At 42.1% G+C, this 21,261-nt stretch carries 14 protein-coding genes and 4 tRNA genes; 8 read left to right on the top strand and 10 right to left on the bottom strand.

The genetic code is table 11. The annotated features are described in order from the left end of the window. Positions 1 to 143: 143 nt before the first annotated feature. From ACRAD_RS13280 to ACRAD_RS13270, 3 genes are all read left to right on the top strand, one after another. Positions 144 to 219, top strand: a tRNA-Phe gene (locus tag ACRAD_RS13280). Between the two features lie 123 nt (positions 220 to 342). Further along, positions 343 to 418 (top strand) — tRNA-Phe (locus tag ACRAD_RS13275). A 205-nt stretch (positions 419 to 623) separates the two neighbouring features. Then, entirely contained in the window at positions 624 to 1,130 is a 507-nt protein-coding gene (locus ACRAD_RS13270; RefSeq protein WP_005024169.1) for a hypothetical protein, read from the top strand. 71 nt (positions 1,131 to 1,201) lie between these two features. Here the strand turns inward: ACRAD_RS13270 and ACRAD_RS13265 are convergent, their stop codons facing one another. The 3 genes from ACRAD_RS13265 to ompR all read right to left on the bottom strand — a co-directional run bounded on the left by ACRAD_RS13265 (position 1,202) and on the right by ompR (position 5,351). Beyond that, the gene (locus ACRAD_RS13265; RefSeq protein WP_005024171.1) at positions 1,202 to 2,716 is read right to left on the bottom strand and encodes an acetyl-CoA hydrolase/transferase family protein; all 1,515 of its coding nucleotides are present in this window, start codon (positions 2,714 to 2,716) and stop codon (positions 1,202 to 1,204) included. A gap of 202 nt (positions 2,717 to 2,918) precedes the next feature. Continuing rightward, on the bottom strand, positions 2,919 to 4,376 hold the full coding sequence (locus ACRAD_RS13260) for an ATP-binding protein (protein WP_005017989.1): 1,458 nt from the start codon (positions 4,374 to 4,376) through the stop codon (positions 2,919 to 2,921). A 210-nt stretch (positions 4,377 to 4,586) separates the two neighbouring features. After that, positions 4,587 to 5,351, bottom strand: coding sequence for an osmolarity response regulator transcription factor OmpR (ompR, locus tag ACRAD_RS13255; RefSeq protein WP_005017991.1), 765 nt, complete (start codon positions 5,349 to 5,351; stop codon positions 4,587 to 4,589). A gap of 336 nt (positions 5,352 to 5,687) precedes the next feature. Here ompR and ACRAD_RS13250 point away from each other — a divergent pair, with 336 nt between their 5' ends. The 3 genes from ACRAD_RS13250 (at position 5,688) to ACRAD_RS13240 (ending at position 12,512) form a co-directional block, all read left to right on the top strand. After that, positions 5,688 to 8,045, top strand: coding sequence for a Tex family protein (locus ACRAD_RS13250; RefSeq protein WP_005024174.1), 2,358 nt, complete (start codon positions 5,688 to 5,690; stop codon positions 8,043 to 8,045). Positions 8,046 to 8,129: 84 nt separating this feature from the next. Then, positions 8,130 to 10,106 (top strand): DUF2075 domain-containing protein, encoded by a 1,977-nt coding sequence (locus ACRAD_RS13245; RefSeq protein ID WP_005024177.1) that lies wholly within the window; start codon positions 8,130 to 8,132, stop codon positions 10,104 to 10,106. Positions 10,107 to 10,325: 219 nt separating this feature from the next. Further along, complete coding sequence (locus ACRAD_RS13240) at positions 10,326 to 12,512, top strand: SulP family inorganic anion transporter (protein WP_010699886.1); 2,187 nt, start codon at positions 10,326 to 10,328, stop codon at positions 12,510 to 12,512. A gap of 59 nt (positions 12,513 to 12,571) precedes the next feature. Here the strand turns inward: ACRAD_RS13240 and ACRAD_RS13235 are convergent, their stop codons facing one another. Continuing rightward, positions 12,572 to 13,459, bottom strand: a complete 888-nt coding sequence (locus tag ACRAD_RS13235) for an SDR family NAD(P)-dependent oxidoreductase (protein WP_005018003.1) — start codon at positions 13,457 to 13,459, stop codon at positions 12,572 to 12,574. A 411-nt stretch (positions 13,460 to 13,870) separates the two neighbouring features. Continuing rightward, a complete protein-coding gene (locus ACRAD_RS13230; RefSeq protein WP_005024181.1) occupies positions 13,871 to 15,148 on the bottom strand; it encodes an O-acetylhomoserine aminocarboxypropyltransferase/cysteine synthase family protein in 1,278 nt (425 codons plus the stop codon). Positions 15,149 to 15,432: 284 nt separating this feature from the next. Between ACRAD_RS13230 and ettA the strand changes: the two genes are divergently transcribed. Next, complete coding sequence (ettA, locus tag ACRAD_RS13225; protein WP_005018007.1) at positions 15,433 to 17,094, top strand: energy-dependent translational throttle protein EttA; 1,662 nt, start codon at positions 15,433 to 15,435, stop codon at positions 17,092 to 17,094. A gap of 232 nt (positions 17,095 to 17,326) precedes the next feature. Then, positions 17,327 to 18,253 (top strand): cation diffusion facilitator family transporter, encoded by a 927-nt coding sequence (locus tag ACRAD_RS13220; RefSeq protein WP_005024183.1) that lies wholly within the window; start codon positions 17,327 to 17,329, stop codon positions 18,251 to 18,253. A 13-nt stretch (positions 18,254 to 18,266) separates the two neighbouring features. On the opposite strand, the gene ACRAD_RS13215 is transcribed toward ACRAD_RS13220, so the two are convergent. The 5 genes from ACRAD_RS13215 to ACRAD_RS13195 form a co-directional block, all read right to left on the bottom strand. Continuing rightward, positions 18,267 to 18,605 carry a zinc-ribbon domain-containing protein gene (locus tag ACRAD_RS13215; RefSeq protein ID WP_005024185.1) on the bottom strand — a complete coding sequence of 113 codons (339 nt, stop codon included), beginning with the start codon at positions 18,603 to 18,605 and terminating at the stop codon, positions 18,267 to 18,269. Between the two features lie 106 nt (positions 18,606 to 18,711). Beyond that, positions 18,712 to 18,787: transfer RNA gene (locus tag ACRAD_RS13210), tRNA-Glu, on the bottom strand. 33 nt (positions 18,788 to 18,820) lie between these two features. Beyond that, a tRNA-Ala gene (locus ACRAD_RS13205) sits at positions 18,821 to 18,896 on the bottom strand. A gap of 56 nt (positions 18,897 to 18,952) precedes the next feature. After that, on the bottom strand, positions 18,953 to 20,464 hold the full coding sequence (gltX, locus tag ACRAD_RS13200) for a glutamate--tRNA ligase (protein WP_005024187.1): 1,512 nt from the start codon (positions 20,462 to 20,464) through the stop codon (positions 18,953 to 18,955). 113 nt (positions 20,465 to 20,577) lie between these two features. Continuing rightward, positions 20,578 to 20,919, bottom strand: coding sequence for a hypothetical protein (locus tag ACRAD_RS13195; RefSeq protein ID WP_005024189.1), 342 nt, complete (start codon positions 20,917 to 20,919; stop codon positions 20,578 to 20,580). Positions 20,920 to 21,261 lie beyond the last annotated feature (342 nt).

Raw genomic sequence — 21,261 nt, 5'->3', positions numbered from 1 at the left:
TTAAGAGGATGTTAAGTTTATTAGTCTCGCTATTACTGCTTGTTCAATCTTTTTGATTTTGCATGAAAAATAATCTTTTAAATATTTTTATAAAGGAAAGACTTGACGATCAGTTAATTAGATTGTTTAATACGCCCCACATCGGCGCGATAGCTCAGTCGGTAGAGCAACGGATTGAAAATCCGTGTGTCGGCAGTTCGATCCTGCCTCACGCCACCATATTTGTGTTTTCAGTCCCTGATCCCATCAGGGATTTTTTTTGCTTAAAATATATGCATTTAAACTAAAAAAAACTGATTTTTGTTGACTCTTGCCAGCAGATACGGCTTAATACACCTCATCGGCGCGATAGCTCAGTCGGTAGAGCAACGGATTGAAAATCCGTGTGTCGGCAGTTCGATCCTGCCTCACGCCACCATATTTGAAAAGCCCCATATACTGTATGGGGCTTTTTTTATGCTGATTAAAAATGATGAATATAGCTAAAGGGCAAAATCAGCGGTCTTTATTAATATTCAGATACTGATTTAACTGAGCGTAACAGAATTGATGGTTAATTCTTATACAAAATGAAAAAAATGAATCATATATTGAACTGATACCAGCTCTGGAGTGACATAGTTATGCACTTCTTTAAATACATTGTTCTGATGGTTTTTAGCATAAATGCTTCGACAGCAGTTTTTGCACAAAGTGTCGAACTGCCAGTATTAAAAGTCATGGCTGAGCCTGAGATGCGCCAGGAAACTGGGTTTATTCCCTATCAGGAGAGGAAAAGCGAGCAGCGTGCTTTACAGCATCGGATGATGCAGATTGAGGATGACTTGCAGAATATCACTGTTAATGCCCATCCGGTGCGGAATATTGAAGCGAGTGAGGGCAGGCCAGAGGTTAATATGGATCATCTGCCCTTAGCCTTACAACAGCATTTACTGGCGATAGCAGCAGGTTTACAGTCAGATAACCCGATGCGTGGGCTGGAGATCATGTTACAGCCATTTCGTAATGAATCAGGACAGATTCAGTGGGATTTGGGTAAGGTTTCGCTAGGTACACTAGAGACTCAGGCCCTTAGAGAGATAGACTTTAGTCAGCCAGTTACCACTACACCCCGCCTTCGCATAAATTAATCCAGTTCTTGCTATTGCAATAATTCAGACAAGAAAAAACGCCCAGATGGGCGTTTTTTAACTGAATGCTATTAAGCAGTTTTTACTGCAGGCTCAACAGCCAGCATATGTCCATTTTCTTCAAAGTTAATATGCCATTGCAGCGCTTCACGAAGCAGATGTGGTGTATGGCCACCTTTAGCAGTTGAACGATCAAAATAGTCGTTCAAGGCATCTTTATAAAGTGGGTGTACACAGTTCTCGATAATTACACGAGCACGCTCACGTGGAGCCAGTCCACGAAGGTCAGCTAGACCCTGTTCTGTAACCAGAATATCAACATCGTGTTCGGTATGGTCAACATGAGATACCATTGGAACGATTGAAGAAATATCGCCCCCTTTTGCAATCGATTTGGTTACAAAAATTGCCAAGTGTGCATTACGGGCAAAGTCACCTGAACCACCAATACCATTCATCATCTTGGTGCCACAAACATGGGTAGAATTCACATTACCGTAAATATCAAACTCAAGCGCAGTGTTAATACCAATAATACCTAAACGGCGTACCAGTTCAGGGTGGTTTGAAATTTCTTGTGGACGTAATACAAACTTGTCTTTATATGCTTCCAGGTTGCCGAAAACACGCTCACCACACTGGGTAGACAATGTCATTGAACAGCCAGAAGCAAATTTCATTTTACCGGCATCGATCAGCTCAAAAGTACAGTCTTGTAATACTTCTGAATACATCACTAGATCTTCAAAGTTTGAATCTTTAAAGCCGGTCAGTACAGCATTGGCAATTGAGCCGATACCTGCTTGCAAAGGGCCCAAATTTTTCGGTAAACGGCCATCAGCAACTTCTTTTTCAAAGAAATTAATCAAATGATTGGCAATTGCCTGAGTTTCCACATCTGGTGGTGTTACTGTAGATGGAGAATCTGGTGTTTCATTAAATACAATACCAACGATTTTTGCAGGATCAATTGGAATCGCAGTTGAACCGATACGGTCATCTACCTGAGTTAAAGGTACTGGTGTACGGGTTGGACGGTAAGTCGGAATATAAATGTCATGCAGACCTTCAAATTCTTCACTTACTGAAGTGTTAATTTCAATAATGACTTTTTCTGCAAAAATAGCAAAGCTTGCAGAGTTACCTACAGAAGTTGTTGGCACAATATGGCCATCTTTAGTAATTGCAACTGCTTCAATAACTGCAATATCCGGGCGTTTAAGCTGCAGGTTACGCATCTGTTCTACAGTTTCAGACAAATGCTGGTCAATAAACATTACTTCGCCATTGTTGATCGCACGGCGCAGTGTGTTATCTACCTGAAATGGCATGCGACGAGCCAGCACACCAGCTTCAGTCATCTGTTTGTCCAGATCGTTACCCAAGCTTGCACCGGTAATTAGGGAGATTTTTAAAGGATGCTGCTTGGCACGTTTTACCAGTGCCTGAGGAATTGCTTTGGCTTCACCTGCACGAGTAAAGCCACTCATACCGATAGTCATGCCATCTTGGATGAACTCGGCAGCTTGATCTGCACTGATTACTTTGTCATGAAGGGAGGCTAATCGAATACGATCTAAAGACATGGTTTACTCTCAATATGCTCGAAACTAGACGGATTGTACCGCCCAAAAAACAAATTGTGCATGCCTGTTAGGCTAAGGTCTAATTTTTTCAGAAAATGAAGGTATAAATATTTTTGATGCTTTTTAAACTACTATTTTTTAAATAAATATTTTTAAAGGCTAAGATAATTGTAAAATTCAAATGTCTAAAATTTAATCATGATTAAAAACGGTCACTTAGACTTTGCTTGATCTTTTCTAGCGGATTATGACTACTGTTTTCTTCAGTTTTCTCTTTAGGTATCAGCAGTGAGATAATAGCTTCTAATCCGCCTTCAGGACGATTATGGATTTTAAGCTCACCTTGATGGATATCAACAATACGTTTGACAATTGCTAAGCCCAAACCACTACCTTGTACGGTACGGGCGGAGTCTCCACGCACAAAAGGTTGCATCAGATCCTGAATCTGGTCTTCTGGAATCCCTTCGCCATGATCTGCTACCTTGATGATAATCCGGTCATTTTCTGTATAGGCAGAGAGTTCGATTGGTTCAGCACCATAACGCTTGGCATTATTGATCAGGTTGCCAATCAGGCGTTTCAATGACAGGCTACGTGCTGGAATGATAGGAACATCCTGTGCTTCAAAACGAATATCTAGCGGTTTGAACTGTACAATCAATTCCTGTAGCAAGATGTTGATATTGGTGTCTTTTAATTCTTCGTCAGAGCCATCACGCATATAGGAGATAAACTGATTCAAAATTGCATCCATATCGTCAACGTCATAAATCAGCCCTTCACGCAGGAATTCATCCGGTAACATTTCAGCAGTCAGACGAATTCGGGTCAACGGTGTACGTAAATCATGTGAAATACCTGCTAGCATGATCATCCGCTCGCGCTCTGTCTGCTCCAGTGTATAAACCATATGATTAAAGGCCTGATTTACCTGACGGATTTCTAGTGGACCATGATTAGTTTCTAGATAAGGTGCCTTCCCGGTTTTGCTGTACTGGTTTGCCGCATTTTGCAGCCGACGTAAGGGGCGATTTAACTGCCGAACCAATGTCAAAATAATAATAGATGCAATAATTGGAACACCGAGCAGCCAACCAAAAATCAGTTCAGGGCTATAGTTGGCATAAGTTTTTAATGGTTCACGGACCCAGTTTCCGTGCATTTCGGGGGTCTGTATCCAGATTCTTGGGCTTGGCTTAAACTGGAAATACACCGTAACATTATCGACTTTTAACTCTCTAGCCAGCTTTTCTTCAATATGGTTAGTAAAGAATTCGGCGATCACCTTTTCCCGAACATTGGGATACTCTTTAGGGTCAGTGACATATTCAATTCCGACCCGATTTTTGAGCCAGGTATCTATATCCATTTCAACATTGTCATGGAAGATACGCAGTTTGGGGTTGTTAATAATTTCAAGCTCAACAGCCAGATAACGGGCATGTTGCTGAATTTCAGGTAAATATAAAGTACGCCAGAAAAACCAGAGTGACATGACCAGACTGAACAGCACCACAAAACCGACCAGAACTGTAGTACGCATTGCTGCGGAGCGTGGCTTGATCTTGTCCAGGAAACGTTCCCCACGGGTGCGTTTTTTCTCTGAATAAGCTACATAGTCAGTAAATTCTTGCGGATCAATAGGGTCGAGTTTCACTCTGGATTCCTATAAGTGTATTTTATACTCAGACTGTAATTTTATGACAGAATTTTAGCGGCTTGTCTTGGCTCAAAGGCCATAGACAATACGGTTTTTTAAGCATTCTTATACGAACTAGCCATTCACTTTATTGGCAGATATAAAACCTCCCAGTAGTGAATGGCATGTACAAATCATTAGGATAATTCCGATCATAAAATAAACGGGTTATTCAGCGCCATCTGGTACAAAAACGTAACCTACGCCCCAGACTGTCTGAATATAACGTGCACGTGCCGGATTTTCTTCAATCAGACGACGCAGGCGAGACACCTGAACATCAATTGAACGCTCCATAGCGCCCCACTCACGACCGCGCGCCAGATTCATCAGTTTGTCACGTGTTAGTGGCTCACGTGGATGCTGAACCAATGCCTTAAGTACTGCAAATTCACCAGTGGTTAAAGTGACCACCTGACCTTCACGTGTCAGCGTACGGGTCGATAAATCTAGAGACCATGGTCCGAAACTTACGACCTCTACCTGCTGACTAGGAGCACCAGGTACTTCACGGACCTGGCGACGCAGAACTGCCCGGATACGGGCAAGAAGTTCGTTTGGATTAAATGGTTTAGGCAGATAATCATCTGCACCTGCCTCAAGACCGGCAATGCGGTCAGAATCACTGCCACGCGCGGTCAGCATAATAATTGGAATATCAATATTGGACTGTCGTAAACGACGGCAAATACTCAAGCCATCTTCAACTGGCAACATAAAGTCGAGTACAATCAGTGAAAACAGTTCACGTTGTAGCAGACGATCCATCTGGGTAGCATCGTGTGCAGTTTTAACAACAAAGCCTTTATCTTCCAAAAAACGTTGTAACAGAGTACGCAAACGCACATCATCATCGACCACGAGGATACGTTCAACGCGATCTGTATCGGCTTGTACAGCATCTGTATGTTCAGCAGGTACAACTAGACTCATGATGTGCTCCTTTATTGTTTATTGTCATCGTGATCAGACCCATATACAGTATTGAGTATACGATGCTTACAATGAGTTTTACTATGCTCTAAAGCACCAAATATTGCAGTAAAAATCAAGACATAGATACCAAATATATACAGGTAAAAAATAAACAGGAACGGCCAGATCTTGGCAATTTACGGGAATTTTGTCGTAAAATTGCATAAAAACCATGGAACTTCACTAAATTAGCATTATTGCTGATGTGTAATTTAGATAAAACAATAGTAGATTTTATGGCCTTGGTCTTTATAATCACAGCTTTTAGTATTTATCCTTGTGGAATCAAACACGATGACTGACTTAGTTCAGCAGCTGGCAAGCGAGCTTGCCGTACGTCCAGATCAGGTTGAAGCTGCCATCAAGCTTATAGATGAAGGTGCCAGTGTTCCTTTTATTGCCCGTTACCGTAAAGAAGTGACACAAGGCTTAGACGATACGCAGCTACGTCAGCTTGATACGCGTTTATCCTATTTACGTGATTTAAATGAGCGACGCGCTAAAGTCATCGAATCGCTGAAAGAACAGAATAAATTAAGCGATGACTTGCTGGCCCGGGTCGAGGCCGTCGAAACCAAAAATGCTCTTGAAGAAATTTATGCACCTTATCGTCCAAAACGGACCAGCAAATCTTTCAAGGCAAGAGAAGCTGGTTTAGGGCCGGTTGCTGAGAAAATATTGGCTGAACAGGTTGACCCGAGTGAAGCACTTGCAGGGTTCTCGCATGAAGAGTACCCAGACCTGGAAAGCCAGCTGGATGCCATTCAGCATATTATTATTGATGAGTGGGCACAGAATATTGCGCTGACGGCTGAGCTTAAAGCCAACTTTGCAAAAACTGCCGTTTTGAAAAGTGCAGTAGCAAGTGAAGAGAAGAAAGAAGTTGGCAAAAAATTCCGTGACTATTTTGAATTTTCAGAAAATTTGAACAAAGTCCCTTCACATCGTTTACTGGCCATGTTGCGCGGACGTCAGGAAAATGTGCTGGGCCTTAAAGTTGATGGTGAAAATGATCCGGCGATTCAGCGTATTGAGGTTGAATATCAGTTGGATCAAATTCAGCCACAGACACGTCAGGATTTTCTCAAGCAAACTGCAAAACTGTTCTGGATGGGTAAAGTACGTCCACAGGTTGAGCATTCATTACTGACCGAAAAGCGTTTAGCTGCTGAAAATGAAGCTATGCAGGTCTTTGCAGAAAACCTGCGTCATTTACTCTTGTCTGCACCGGCAGGTAGCCGACGTACATTGGGCGTAGACCCGGGTATACGTACTGGCGTAAAACTGGCAGTAGTGAATGAGTCAGGTGATGTACTCGCCCATAGTACGATTTATCCGTTTGCTCCAAAAGAAGATAAAGAAGGTTCAGTGGCCGAACTTGCGCGTTTGTGCCGTGAATTTGATATTGAACTGATTGCAATTGGTAATGGTACAGCCAGCCGCGAGACTGAAGCTGTAGTGGCTGAAATGATGGCAGCCAACCCGGATCTAAAACTGACCCGTGTGACTGTAAGTGAAGCCGGTGCGTCAGTCTATTCAGCGAGTGAGCTGGCTTCTCAGGAATTGCCTGAACTGGATGTGTCTATTCGTGGAGCAGTATCTATTGCCCGTCGATTACAGGACCCACTGGCTGAGCTAGTTAAAATTGATCCGAAATCAATCGGCGTGGGGCAGTATCAGCATGATGTAAATCAGGCCGGTCTTGCAAAAACGTTAGATGCGGTAGTTGAAGATTGTGTAAATGCGGTGGGCGTAGACGTTAATACCGCCTCTTCTGCAATTTTAGGTTATATTGCTGGTTTAAATAAAGCAATTGCCCAACAAATTGTAGAATACCGTAAAGAGAACGGTCGCTTCGACAACCGTCAGGACTTGAAAAAAGTTCCCCGTTTGGGCGATCGTACATTTGAACAGGCAGCTGGCTTCCTGCGTATTCAAGAAGGTAATCAGCCATTAGATGCATCTTCTGTTCATCCGGAAAGTTATGGTCTGGTTGAGAAAATTGTTGAAGCCAAAGCCACTACTGTAAAAGATATTATTGGAAATAGTGAAATTATTCGTCAGGTAGACCCTAACCAGTTTATTGATGACAAGTTTGGTCTGCCTACTATCCAGGATGTATTGGCCGAACTGGAAAAACCGGGTCGTGATCCGCGCCCTGAATTCCGTACTGCCAAGTTCCGTGATGATATTACTGATGTAAAACAGCTGACTGAAGGTATGCAACTGGAAGGCGTGGTAACCAATGTTACTAACTTTGGCGCTTTTGTTGATATTGGCGTACACCAAGATGGACTGGTACATATTTCAGAATTGGCAAACGAATTTGTTTCAGATCCGCACAAGATTGTAAAGCCGGGACAAATCGTACAGGTACGTGTGATTCAGGTCGATGCAGAGCGTAATCGCGTTAATCTTTCTATGCGACCTGAGGGTGCTGCTGCGCCGGTAAAAACATCACCACGTCCGCGTCGTGAACAAAATCAGGAGCAGCGTCCTGAGCGTAAGCCACAAGGTAAACGTCCTCAACATGCCCGTCCGCAAGGTGAACGCTCACAAGGGAAGAAACCACAGGCAGCTAAACCGCAGGAACAGAAAATTGGCGGATTAGGCGCTTTATTATTGCAAGCAGGTATTAAAGGATCTAAATAATCTCTGCGAAGTAAACGGAAACCTCCCAAGTGGGAGGTTTTCTTTTTTATCTAAAATAAATTGAAGAAAGTTTGGCTAAAAAGAATGGGTCTTGCACAAAGTTACTACCAGAATAATTTTTTAGAATTCAGGAATGAAAATGAAGAGGCTATATTAGGTTCACTGGCTTATCAGCATGAGTTCAGTCTTGATGAATTACAAAAAAGTGCATGGCTTAAGCAAATTACGATTTTAAAGAGAGCTCTTTGTATACTTGATCAAGGCGAGATCTTTTTTGAATTTCATATTCCACGTATGGGGAAACGTGTAGATAATATTTTGATCATTCAAGATTTAATTTTGGTCATTGAATTCAAAGTGGGAGATACGCAATACAGTCACTCAGCACAAATACAAGTAATTGATTACTGTTTGGACTTACTTAATTTTCATGCAGGTAGTCATAATCAGAAAGTAATTCCAGTTTTGGTGGCTACACAGGCAGCAGAAACTAGGCAGAATTGGGAGGAAATAGCCTCATTAAATGAGGTAGCATGCTGTAATGCAGAAAATTTTGGAGAGATATTTTCTGAAATTATTCAGCAATTTTCTCATAATTCAGTCATTAATACCCAATCTTGGCTGGAAGCTCCCTACAAACCGACACCGACAATTATTGAAGCAGCACAAGCTTTATATAAAGGCCATCAAGTCCAAGAGATTTCTCGTAGTGATGCAGGTACGATTAATCTTGAAATTACCTCTAATAAGATTGAGGAAATCATTGAATACTCCAAGCAGAATAACATAAAGTCGATCTGCTTTTTAACCGGGGTACCGGGTGCAGGCAAAACGCTTGCTGGTCTAAATATTGCGAATCAGCGATTGAAAAAGGATCAGACAGAGCATGCTGTTTTTCTTTCAGGTAATGGGCCATTGGTCGATGTATTACGTGAAGCATTGGTGCGCGATACAGTAAAAAATTTTAAATTGCAGGGCCTGTCAAAAAGTCGTCTAGCGGCAGAGCGTTCAGCAAAAGCGTTTATACAGAATATTCATCATTTTCGAGATTATTATTTACGCTCTACAGAAATACCTGTTGAGCAGGTAGTGGTTTTTGATGAGGCGCAGCGGGCCTGGCAAAAAGAACAGGTTTCCAATTTTATGAAACTCAAAAAGGGAATTGATAATTTTACTATGTCTGAACCCGAGTTTTTGATCAATGTGATGAACCGGCATATAGATTGGTGTGTTGTAGTCTGTTTAATCGGTGGTGGTCAAGAAATCAATACAGGAGAAGCTGGCGTTACTGAATGGTTAGAAGCCTTGAAACAGAAGTTTTCTGAGTGGCAAATTTATTATTCCGAAAAGATATTAGAAGACAGCGTTTATTTGGACTCTACAGAACATAGGAACTGGCTACAAACTACAGGCATTAATGAACAGGATTTACATTTAGCTGTCTCTGTACGTTCATTTAGAAGTGAGCGGGTATCACAATTAATTCAATATATTTTAGAGGGGAATTCTCAGGCTGCTCAACAGCTCTATTCAGAGATCAGTTCTGATTATCCTGTCGTATTGAGCAGAAATTTGAAGCAAGCTAAGCAATGGTTAAAAACCAGGGCAAAAGGATCGGAGCGTTACGGTATTGTAGCAAGCTCTGGGGCAAAGCGTTTAAGAGCAGATGGAATAGATATTAAAAGTAAAATTACTCCTGAACATTGGTTTCTAAATCTAGATACAGATGTACGCTCTTCATATTACCTAGAAGAGGTCGCTACCGAATTTGATATACAGGGTCTGGAAATTGACTATACCTGTGTTGCTTGGGATATTAATTTTTATTTTGATCAGGAGTGGAAGTATCAGGCTTTCAAAGGTAGTACATGGCAGAAAATTAAAAATGAAGCCAAGCAAAAATACTTGCTAAATGCGTATCGGGTTTTATTGACTCGCGCGCGACAAGGCATGGTAATTTATGTGCCTGAAATAGAGCAGGCCGACTGGACCCGGCCAGCGAAATATTATAATTCTACGTATCAATTTTTAATGGATTGCGGTTTCGAAACCTTAAAATGAAAAAGTAAGATGAAAAAAATCCAACTCTAGCAAGCATAAGGCAGAGTTAGATAAAAGTTAAATAAAATAGTGTAAAAATCACACATTATAGTAGCATAATCAGGCTTTAATTCAGAAAGATTGTCAGACAATATCAACTCGCTTTTTATAAAAACATCGATGTTAGTGTTACATCTGACCTCGAAGTCGATTCTAATTTTTATTCCAAACGGTTGTTTTATGTCAGTTTTAAATTTGAGAAAACCCTTTTATTTAAAAGATATACTCTCTGGACTTGTCGTTTTTCTGGTCGCATTACCCTTGTGTTTAGGTATAGCTTTAGCCTCAGGTGCACCCATTATTTCCGGTATTATTGCGGGGATTGTAGGCGGAATTGTCGTCGGGGTGTTGAGTGGCTCACACATCAGTGTGGCAGGCCCGGCGGCCGGGCTCACGGCAGTCATTCTGGTACAACTGGATCAATTAAGCGGCAATTATGCCGCTTTTTTATTGTGTATTATTTTTGCCGGTTTACTTCAAATTGGCTTTGGTCTATTCAAGCTAGGTTTTTTTGCTAATTTTATTCCCAATAACGTTATTTTAGGGCTGCTCGCAGCAATTGGCGTAATTCTGATAGCAACCCAATTACCTTATTTATTGGGTATCCATGATTTCTCATGGTCAGCAGTTTGGTCTGGAACATTTTTTTCAAATTTTAGCTCCCTTGATAAAGGCGCAGCACTGATTGGTCTGCTCAGTCTATTTTTAATTCTGGCTTGGGACAGTAGTCCTCTTAAAAAACTGGTTCTGCCATCGGCACTGGTAGCTGTGGTTGCCGCTGCGCTATTAAATTTTATTTTAATGTCGATGGGTTCTCCTTTGGCAGTTCAGAATCATAACTTGATTCAGTTACCTAATTTACTGGAAGCTCCAAGAGATGTACTGATTTTCCCGGATTTTGGCTATTTAGCAGAACCACTGATTTACACCGGAGCTATTACCCTTGCGGTAGTCGCTTCTCTGGAAACACTTCTGAATCTCGAAGCGGCAGACAAACTTGATCCACAAAAACGTTCATCACCACCGAACCGCGAGTTATGGGCACAAGGCACAGGCAATATTGTTTCCGGTTTAATTGGAGGTATGCCAATTACGTCGGTAATTGTACGTAGCTCCGTCAATGCCAATTCTGGCGCACGCAGTAAATGTTCGACCATTATTCATGGCATTTTCCTGCTACTGGCAGTGATGTTTTTTGTGCCATTGATGAATATGATTCCTTTATCAGCTCTAGCTGCGATTTTAATTTTAACGGGTTTTAAACTTACCCATCCAAAACTCTTTAAAAAGCTTTATCAGCAGGGCTGGAAACAGTTTTTGCCTTTTATTATCACATTAGTTGCGATTTTACTCACAGATCTGCTCACTGGAATTCTAATTGGATTATTGGTCAGTAGTGCTTTTATCCTATACGGTAATTTGAATAAGGGCGTACGTGTATATAAGGAAAAGCATTTGCACGGTATTGTTACACGGATTGAACTGCCTTCACAGGTTACTTTTTTAAACCGTTCAGCACTCATTTCAGCTCTCGAACATGTTCATAAAGATGAGCAGTTAATTCTGGATGCGACTCAGTCCGATTCAATCGATCCAGATATTTATCAAGTTATTCAGGAGTATCAGAATGAAACTGCCATTAAACGCAAGATTGATTTAAAACTAATCGGATTCAAACAGCATTATCATGAACTGGATGACGCAGTACTAGATATTGATATCAGTACTCGCGATTTGCAGCAGCAACTGACACCTGCCCAAGTACTGAACTTGCTTAAGGAAGGAAATGAGCGCTTTGTGAAAAATGAACGTTTACAACGTGATATTTACCGGCAGATCCGGGTCACTGCTGATCAGGGTCAACATCCGATTGCTGCCGTACTCGGCTGTATGGACTCAAGAGCTCCTACAGAGATGCTGTTCGATGTCGGAATTGGGGATTTATTCAGCCTGCGTATTGCAGGAAATGTGGCCGGACAGAAAGTCATAGGCTCTCTTGAGTTTGCCTGTCAGGCTAAGGGTTCAAAAGTAGTTGTGGTGCTGGGCCATACTGACTGCGGAGCAGTAACTAGTGCCTGCCAGCTGCGGTTACAGCATAAAAGTATTTCTGATATTAAAGAAATGCCGTATATTCAGTATATCTTGGGGCCGCTAATGCATTCGGTTCAGAGCGCTTACGATATTATGCAGCCGCGTGAGCTGAACCGGCCTTTTATTGATCAGGTAACTACCCTGAATGTTCATTACAATATCCAGTATATTGTTAACCACAGCTCTGTCTTAAAAGAGATGCTTGAACGTGGAGAAATAGCCATTGTGGGAGCAATTTATGATGTGCAGACCGGTCGGGTCAATTTTCTGGAATAAAAGAAACTAGCAAAATGCCTCCAGAATAGGAGGCATTTTTATTGATAAAGTAATTATATTTACCAGTGTTCACCTGGAAAAATACGGGCATAAGCGCGTTGAACCCAGTTAAGTTTTTCCTGTTTACCCACTGATGCGCTGGAACTTGGAAACAGATTAAAGCCAATTGACATAAACATATTGTTGATTTCAGGAGCAATCGAATAAGTAATGGATGCCAAACGGCCAAGATGCGTAGCCAAGCGTTTCGGACGCTTGATAATGGCATAGGCAATCAGATCAGCTGCCTGCTCAGGCGACAGCGTAGGGACATAACGATAAATTTTGGTCGGTGCAATCATGGGCGTGCGCACCAGAGGCATATAAATTGAAGTGATTGCAATCTTGTGTGAATGCACTTCTGCTGACAGACAGCGGCTAAAAGCATCTAGCGCGGCTTTAGAAGCCACATAAGCAGAAAAACGGGTTGCATTAGCCAGCACACCAATTGAACTGATATTAATAATCTGTCCGTCACGACGCTGCATCATTTGCGGCAATATATTTAGAATCAGACGGATTGCACCGAAATAATTCAGCTGCATGGTACGCTCAAAGTCATGAAAGCGGTCAATTGATTCATGGACGGCACGGCGAATAGAACGTCCAGCATTATTAATCAGGATATCAATATGGTCTACAGACGCCAGAATTTTCTGGGAACATGCATCAATAGCATCCAGATCATTTAAATCACATGGGAAAATAGTTGCTTTTCCACCTTCTGCTTCAATTTCGGCCTGAACTTCTTGCAAGGTAGATTCAGTACGGGCAACCAGCAGCACATGTGCACCCGCTTGAGCAAGTTTCTTGGCTGTAGTTAGGCCAATTCCACTGGAAGCACCGGTGATGAGTGCTACCTTGCCATTTACCTTGTCTTTGAAAAGTTTCTCTAATTTGTTGTTCACGTAGATCTTCCTGGCTGAAAATTTGCTGAGGCAAAATAAATATAATTTTTTTTAAATATGTTATAGCCATGACCTGCAATAGGCCAAGGGGCTCAGTCGGTTTTTATCTTAACGAAATGACAGGAAAAATCCAGAGTTAAGTGATTGAATCTAAAAATAATATTTAGAGTAATTACTCTAATTTGAGTATGTGTTTATACTGTGTTTTAACACAAGTTAAAATGGTTGAAAAGATAAAGCTTTAAAAAAGCAGTTCATAAATGAAAAGTAAAAGCATATACCGGATTAAAATAAAGCTATCAGGTAGGGCTAATTATCAGAAGCATTCGAGTTCAAGCTTTTTAGTCAGACTGACTGGTATTTGAGAGAATATAAACAGGGTCATGTATAGTGACCCTGCTTGTGTATAACTTAAACTGCGGCAAGTGCCTGTTCTAGATCGGCAATCAGGTCATCAGCATGTTCAATCCCGATAGATAAACGCACCATATCCTCGCTAACCCCTGCAGATTTCAACTCCTGTTCATTGAGCTGACGATGGGTAGTGGTTGCCGGATGACAAGCCAAACTTTTCGCATCGCCAATATTGACCAGGCGGGTGAAGAGCTGCAGTGCATCAATAAAACGGGTACCGCCAGCAAGTCCATCCTGTACCCCAAAGGATAAGATAGCCGAAGGTTTACCCTGAACATATTTTTGTGCCAGCGCATGCTGTGGATGGTCTGTCAGGCCTGCATAATTTACCCATTTGACTTTTGGATGAGCTTTCAAATACTCGGCAATTTTTAGAGCATTTTCGGTATGGCGCTCCATGCGCAGGCTTAAAGTTTCCAGTCCTTGCAGAATCATGAAAACATTCATCGGGCTAATGGCGGCGCCAGTATTACGTAAAGGCACAACACGTGCACGGGCAATATAAGCAGCTTCACCAAGCGCCTCGACATAGTTAACCCCATGATAACTTGGGTCGGGCGTATTTAACACTTTAAAACGGTCCGGATATTTACCCCAAGGGAATTTACCGCTATCGACAATCGCACCACCAATACTGTTACCGTGACCTCCAATATATTTGGTTAGCGAGTGCACCACAATATCAGCACCAAATTCAAAAGGCTTGAGCAAAACCGGTGTCGCTACCGTATTGTCAACTACCACCGGTATACCATATTCATGGGCAATTTTACTGATGGCTTCCAGATCAATGATATTGCCAAGCGGATTACCAATTGACTCGACAAATACCAGTTTAGTTTTATCATCAATCAGAGAGTGTAATGCTTCTGGATTCTGATAATCGAAGAAGCGCACTTCAATTCCCTGTTTGGGCAATGTATGGGCAAACAGATTATATGTACCACCATATAGGGTGGAAACAGAAGCAATATTATCGCCTGCTTCGGCAATAGTCTGAATCGCATAGGTAATTGCCGCCATACCCGAAGCAAGTGCCAGTGCACCTATTCCACCCTCTAGAGCTGCGATACGCTGTTCAAGAACCGCTGTTGTAGGGTTCATAATACGGGTATAAATATTGCCTTGGACTTTTAAATCGAACAGGTCGGCCCCATGTTGAGTATTATCGAAAGAGTAGGACGTGGTCTGGTAAATAGGTACCGCTACGGCTTTCGTCGTCGCTTCAGGACTATAACCGGCATGAATTGCCAAAGTTTCATCTTTATATGTCATATTATTTCTTCGATGTGGGTTAAAACCTAATCGAGTCTAGCATTTTTTAATATGAAATAAAGCTTTCCTATTCTTTGTCTATATCTATTTATTTCATAAGTATAGTGATGAGTTTAAGCAAACTCAAAATCTTGGTGTGAGTTTAATTTTTAGTCACAAAAGGCTATGAGATAACCCGCAGAATACCCAGAGTACGCCTTATGTTTTCATGGTATTCATCGTATAATACGCTGGTTATTTTTTCGCAGTTTGCGATATTCTGATTTTCAATTGAGGAGTCCTGCGTGGCCCAATATATTTACACGATGAACCGTGTGTCGAAGATGGTTCCGCCTAAGCGTGAAATCCTGAAAGACATCTCTTTGTCATTTTTTCCGGGTGCAAAAATTGGTGTGCTCGGTCTTAACGGTGCAGGTAAATCAACTCTGCTCCGTATCATGGCGGGCGTAGATAAAGATTTCTCTGGGGAAGCACGTGCGCAACCAGGTATTAAAATCGGCTATCTGGAACAGGAACCACCTCTGGATCCGAACAAAGATGTACGTGGAAATGTTGAAGATGGTCTGCGTGAACCGTTAGATGCATTAGCCCGCCTGGATGAAGTGTTTGCAGAATATGCAGCAGAAGATGCTGACTTTGATGCACTTGCAAAAGAACAAGAGAAACTTGAAGCCATCATCCAGACTTGGGATGCACATAATCTGAATAACCAGATGGAACAGGCTGCTGCTGCATTAAACTTGCCGGCTTGGGATGCTGACGTGACTCTACTTTCAGGGGGTGAACGCCGCCGTGTTGCACTTTGCCGTCTGCTTCTATCTAAACCGGACATGCTTCTTCTTGACGAACCGACTAACCACTTGGATGCAGAATCTGTGTCTTGGTTAGAACGTTTCCTAAAAGACTTTCCTGGTACCATTGTTGCTATTACGCACGACCGTTATTTCCTTGATAACGTTGCTGAGTGGATTCTGGAGCTTGACCGCGGACATGGTATTCCTTACCAGGGCAATTATACGTCTTGGCTGGAACAGAAAAATGCCCGTCTAGAACAGGAACAGAAACAGGAAGAGTCTTTTGCTAAAGCCTTGAAAAAAGAACTCGAATGGGTTCGTTCAAATGCCAAAGGCCAGCAGAAAAAGAACAAGGCTCGTATGGAGCGTTTTGAAGAGTTAAACTCTAAAGAATTCCAGCAGCGCAATGAAACTTCTGAAATTTATATTCCACCTGGTCCGCGTTTAGGTAATAAGGTAGTAGAAGTTGAAGGCATCAGTAAATCCTTTGATGGACGTCTGCTTTATGAAAACCTGACCTTTTCTGTACCACCAACAGCAATTGTTGGTATTGTTGGTCCAAACGGTGCGGGTAAAACCACACTATTCCGTATGATGACTGGGGAACAGCAGCCAGATACCGGAACAGTTACTCTGGGTGATTCAGTTAAAGTGGCCTATGTTGGCCAGATTCGTGACACCTTGGATAACAACAAAACCGTATGGGAAGAGGTTTCTGGCGGTCTGGACATCTTGAAAGTAGGTGATTACGAAATTGCGTCTCGCGCTTATATTGGCCGTTTTAACTTTAAAGGCCAAGACCAGCAGAAACGTGTAGGTGAACTTTCTGGTGGTGAGCGAAACCGCTTGCAGCTGGCAAAAATCTTACAGCAGGGTGCTAATGTAATCCTGCTTGATGAACCTTCAAACGATCTTGATATTGAAACTTTGCGTGCACTTGAAGATGCAATTTTGGTCTTTCCGGGTACAGTTATGGTGGTATCGCATGACCGCTGGTTCCTGGACCGTATTGCAACGCATATTTTGTCGTTTGAAAATGAGCAGCCTGAATTTTACACGGGTAACTATGCTGAATATGAAGCATATCGTCAGTCACGCCTAGGCGATGCAGCTGTAACCAAACGCGCCAAATATAAAAAAATCAGTGGATAATAGCCACAACTGAAAAACCAGCCTGAGGGCTGGTTTTTTTGTTTATAGGATTTTGACATCTCAGACCATACCAATAGAAAAGTCTGTAGTAACAATTAGTTACTATGGCTTTCAAATTAGTAAATTAAACATTGTTTTACTGTCAGAAGTGAACTGGATATCCCAGTAGCATACTGTTACCTTAGAGGATAAGAACTGTAGAGTAATCCACTAAGAATCGAGGAGACTGTCAATGGGCGCGCATCATGGGCACGATCACAGTCATGCAGTCGTCACTGAAGGTAATGCCAAAAAGCTTGGTTTTGCTTTGGCACTAACTACGACCTTCTTAATTATTGAGATAGTTGCGGGCTTTATAACCCAAAGTTTGGCTCTGTTATCAGATGCCGCGCATATGTTTACCGATGCCGCAGCGTTAGCTATTGCATTGGTTGCCATTAAAATTGCTAAACGTCCCGCTGATAATAAGCGTACCTTTGGCTATCAACGCTTTGAAATTCTGGCAGCACTTTTCAACGCCTGTATGTTGTTTGTGGTGGCTATTTATATTTTATATGAAGCCTACCAGCGTTTTAGCCAGCCACCCGAGATTCAGAGCCTTGGCATGCTCTCCGTGGCAATTATTGGTCTAGTGATCAATCTGATTTCCATGCGCATTCTGTTTTCAAGTTCGAAAGATAGTCTGAATGTGAAAGGGGCTTATCTTGAGGTTCTGAGTGATGCCTTGGGTTCAGTTGGTGTTATTGTTGGCGCCTTAATTATTTATTTTACTGGCTGGATGTGGGTAGATACCCTAATCGCAGTGCTAATTGGTTTCTGGGTATTACCACGGACCTGGATATTGCTGAAACAGAGTATCAATATTCTACTTGAAGGCGTACCTGAAGAGATCGATATTGAAAAGCTGCGTAATGACCTCTTGGAACTCGATAGTGTCGAGAGCATTCATCAGCTTAAAGTCTGGGCTATTACTTCTAAAAATGTGCATCTAACTGTGCATTTGTATGCACCACATGCAAACCGGAACCAACTTTATCAAAATGCTCTCGAAATGTTGACCCATGAGCATGGTATTACCGAAGTGACGTTACAGATTGAGGAGGACCCATGTCAGACACTTGCTCATGACCATCAGAATGATCATGAACACAGTCACTAAGTTATTTTAGGGTTTAGATCTGCCACTCATGGCCACATTCACGACACTTCCATTGTTTCTGGGATTGCATAAATGCCTGCATGGACAGTTTAAAGTCTGGCAAATCGCGCCAGAACAGGAATCCGGCTATAAGGCAGATAATAAATACAGCTACAGTCGCCATTTGCAATGTACTGCCGGCACCATCACCAAAAATCCACATGCCGATACTGATTACCACCAGTAGTAATAAAATAAAAATAGCTGGAATCAGGAACACCAGACTTTTGGGAACCACAGGACGGGGGGTATTGGTTCCTTGACTGACTGGTATGATCTTGGGACTCTGGCATTGCGGGCAGCGATATTGCATGGAAAACTCCTAAACTCTTTTGCTGTCTATTTTACTGAATAGTGTAGGTAAGCCGAAAGTGTAAGCATAAAAAAAGCCACTGAATAGGTCAGTGGCTTTTAGAATTTGGCGTCCCTACGGGGATTCGAACCCCGGTTACCGCCGTGAAAGGGCGATGTCCTAGGCCTCTAGACGATAGGGACTTATGAGGCAGTTACACAAAGTAGAACAGCTTCTGGTGGAGTCAAGCGGGATCGAACCGCTGACCTCTACAATGCCATTGTAGCGCTCTACCAACTGAGCTATGACCCCAGCGTTTGTGTGAGCGCAATATTAGGGGCATTGCGCTCATACGTCAACACAAATATTTACTCGCCTTGATCATCTGCTTCATTTTTCGGCAATTTCAGGCTTTCATTAAGTTTTTCCCAGGCTTTTAACTCTTTTTTGCTCGGACCACCTACAATTTCTAGTGCACGACGCAAACGGGCAAAGGTCAAGTCGGGACCTAAAATCACCATAGATTGCATGACAGGCGTGGATGAGGTTGAACCGGCAATCGCAATAAAAAAAGCAGGCATGAAATCACGTAGCTTGATGCCCATTTGGTTAGACAGATCCATTAGAGTCTGGCTGACCGTATCATTATTCCAGGTAAATAGACTTTCCAGCCGCCAGATGGCAAATTGCAGGCTTTGACGAACCTGCTCCTCAGTCAGTTTTTTACTTTCAAACTGTTCTTTGGAAATATTCGGGAACTGATTGAAGTAAAAGCCCGCCCAGTTTACTGCCTCAGAAAGCAGGTTAATTCGCGGCTGGATGGCTGCAGCAATCTCTTCAAGTTTATTACGGTCTGCCTTCCAGTTGAGCAGGGTATTTAACAATTCTGCAGGAGACAATGCCTTAATCCACTGACCATTTAACCAGTTAAGCTTTTCAACATCAAAAATCGGACCGCCTAGTGATACACGTTTAATGTCAAAGTGTTCGATCATTTCTGCCAGCGTAAACTTTTCACTTTCATCTGGCATAGACCAACCCATACGACCCAGATAGTTTAGTAGGGCCTCTGGCAATACACCAATATCACGGTAATAATTGATTGATGTTGGGTTCTTCCGTTTAGATAATTTGGACTTATCCGGATTGCGTAGTAGTGGCATATGACAGATTGTCGGCATATCCCAGCCAAAGTAGGAGTACAGCAACTGGTGTTTTGGTGCCGATGGAATCCATTCTTCGCCACGGATGACATGCGTAATTTGCATAAGATGGTCATCAACCACATTGGCCAGATGATAAGTAGGCAGTCCGTCAGTTTTTAACAGAATCTGCATGTCTACCTGAGCCCAAGGAATCTCAACTTCACCACGCAGCATGTCATTAAATTTGCATACGCCTTCAGCAGGCACTTTCATGCGAATAACATGAGGTTCACCAGCTGCCAGACGGCGTTCAACTTCTTCATGAGAGAGCTGCAGACCCCGACCGTCATAGCGTGGACTTTCACCACGGGCCTGCTGTTCGGCACGCATCTGGTCGAGTTCTTCTGGAGTTGCAAAGCAATAAAAAGCATGACCTTTTTCAACTAGTTCTAATGCATACTGTTTATAGATATGCATACGCTCGGACTGGCGATATGGTGCATGTGGGCCACCGATATCTGGTCCTTCTGACCAGTTCAGTCCCAGCCATTTTAATGAGTCCAGAATCATTTTTTCTGATTCAGGGGTTGAACGCAGCTGATCGGTATCTTCAATACGCAATATAAATTCGCCTCCATGCTGCTTGGCAAAGCACATATTGAACAGGGCGATATAAGCAGTACCAACATGGGGAAAGCCAGTTGGAGAAGGAGCAATACGGGTGCGGACGTTCATAACTCTTAATTTTCAATAACAGATTAAGACTATTATAACGAAAAAGCCTGACAGCTTAAGGGTTAATTCACCCCAGGCAGGTCAGGCTAGAAAAGACTATGAAAATTATAAAATTAAGAGGTTTGCTGTGGAAAAATAATCTGTACCAGACGGCTAAAACGCTGGTTCTGTGCCGCCAGAAAATTCTGGGTAGGAGCAGCACGCATAGAAGTCAACATTTTTAAATCCAGCTCAGATCTTTCAACTGAAGGCGTAGTTTTCTCAGATTGGCGCTGGTTTAAAGCTTTTTCGATAAGAGAGCCTGTTTTAGCAGGAGCATGGGTAGAACCAGATATTTTAGATAAATCCTGATTTTTAAGACTGTTGCCTTGTACAATAACTGCGCTATGCCCTATCTGGCTGAGTGTAAGCATACTCAAACTTAAGTAAAAAATCTTAAATAAATTCATGTTCATGTAAGAAGAGTCCCCTATAAATCGGCTAATTCTTATAAAGTTTGCCGAAAATCGCATGAATTAAAACAGCTTTGTCTTAACAGTTACAGTATAGACTCACAATTCATTACAAAATTTTAAACTAACTCTAGTTAAAAAATTACAATAAACCCTAAGCTGTATTGGAAGTGTATTTTTAACAGATAAATGTGTAGAGGAGGTGAAGAGAAAATAGGAGACTTAAGAGTGCCCAAGATACTTGGATTTTTTGACTGTACTAGAAGCTAAATAAAAGATGACAGTTTCAGTTAGAGAAAACCTGATAACTGTACCTAAAACAACGTTATATAAAAATCAGGAATT

It is taken from the genome of Acinetobacter radioresistens DSM 6976 = NBRC 102413 = CIP 103788 (assembly GCF_006757745.1).
In the GTDB taxonomy this organism is placed as follows: Bacteria; Pseudomonadota; Gammaproteobacteria; order Pseudomonadales; family Moraxellaceae; genus Acinetobacter; species Acinetobacter radioresistens.
The sequence above is the reverse complement of the archived record's forward strand: the minus strand, read 5'-3'. Positions and strand labels throughout refer to the sequence as shown.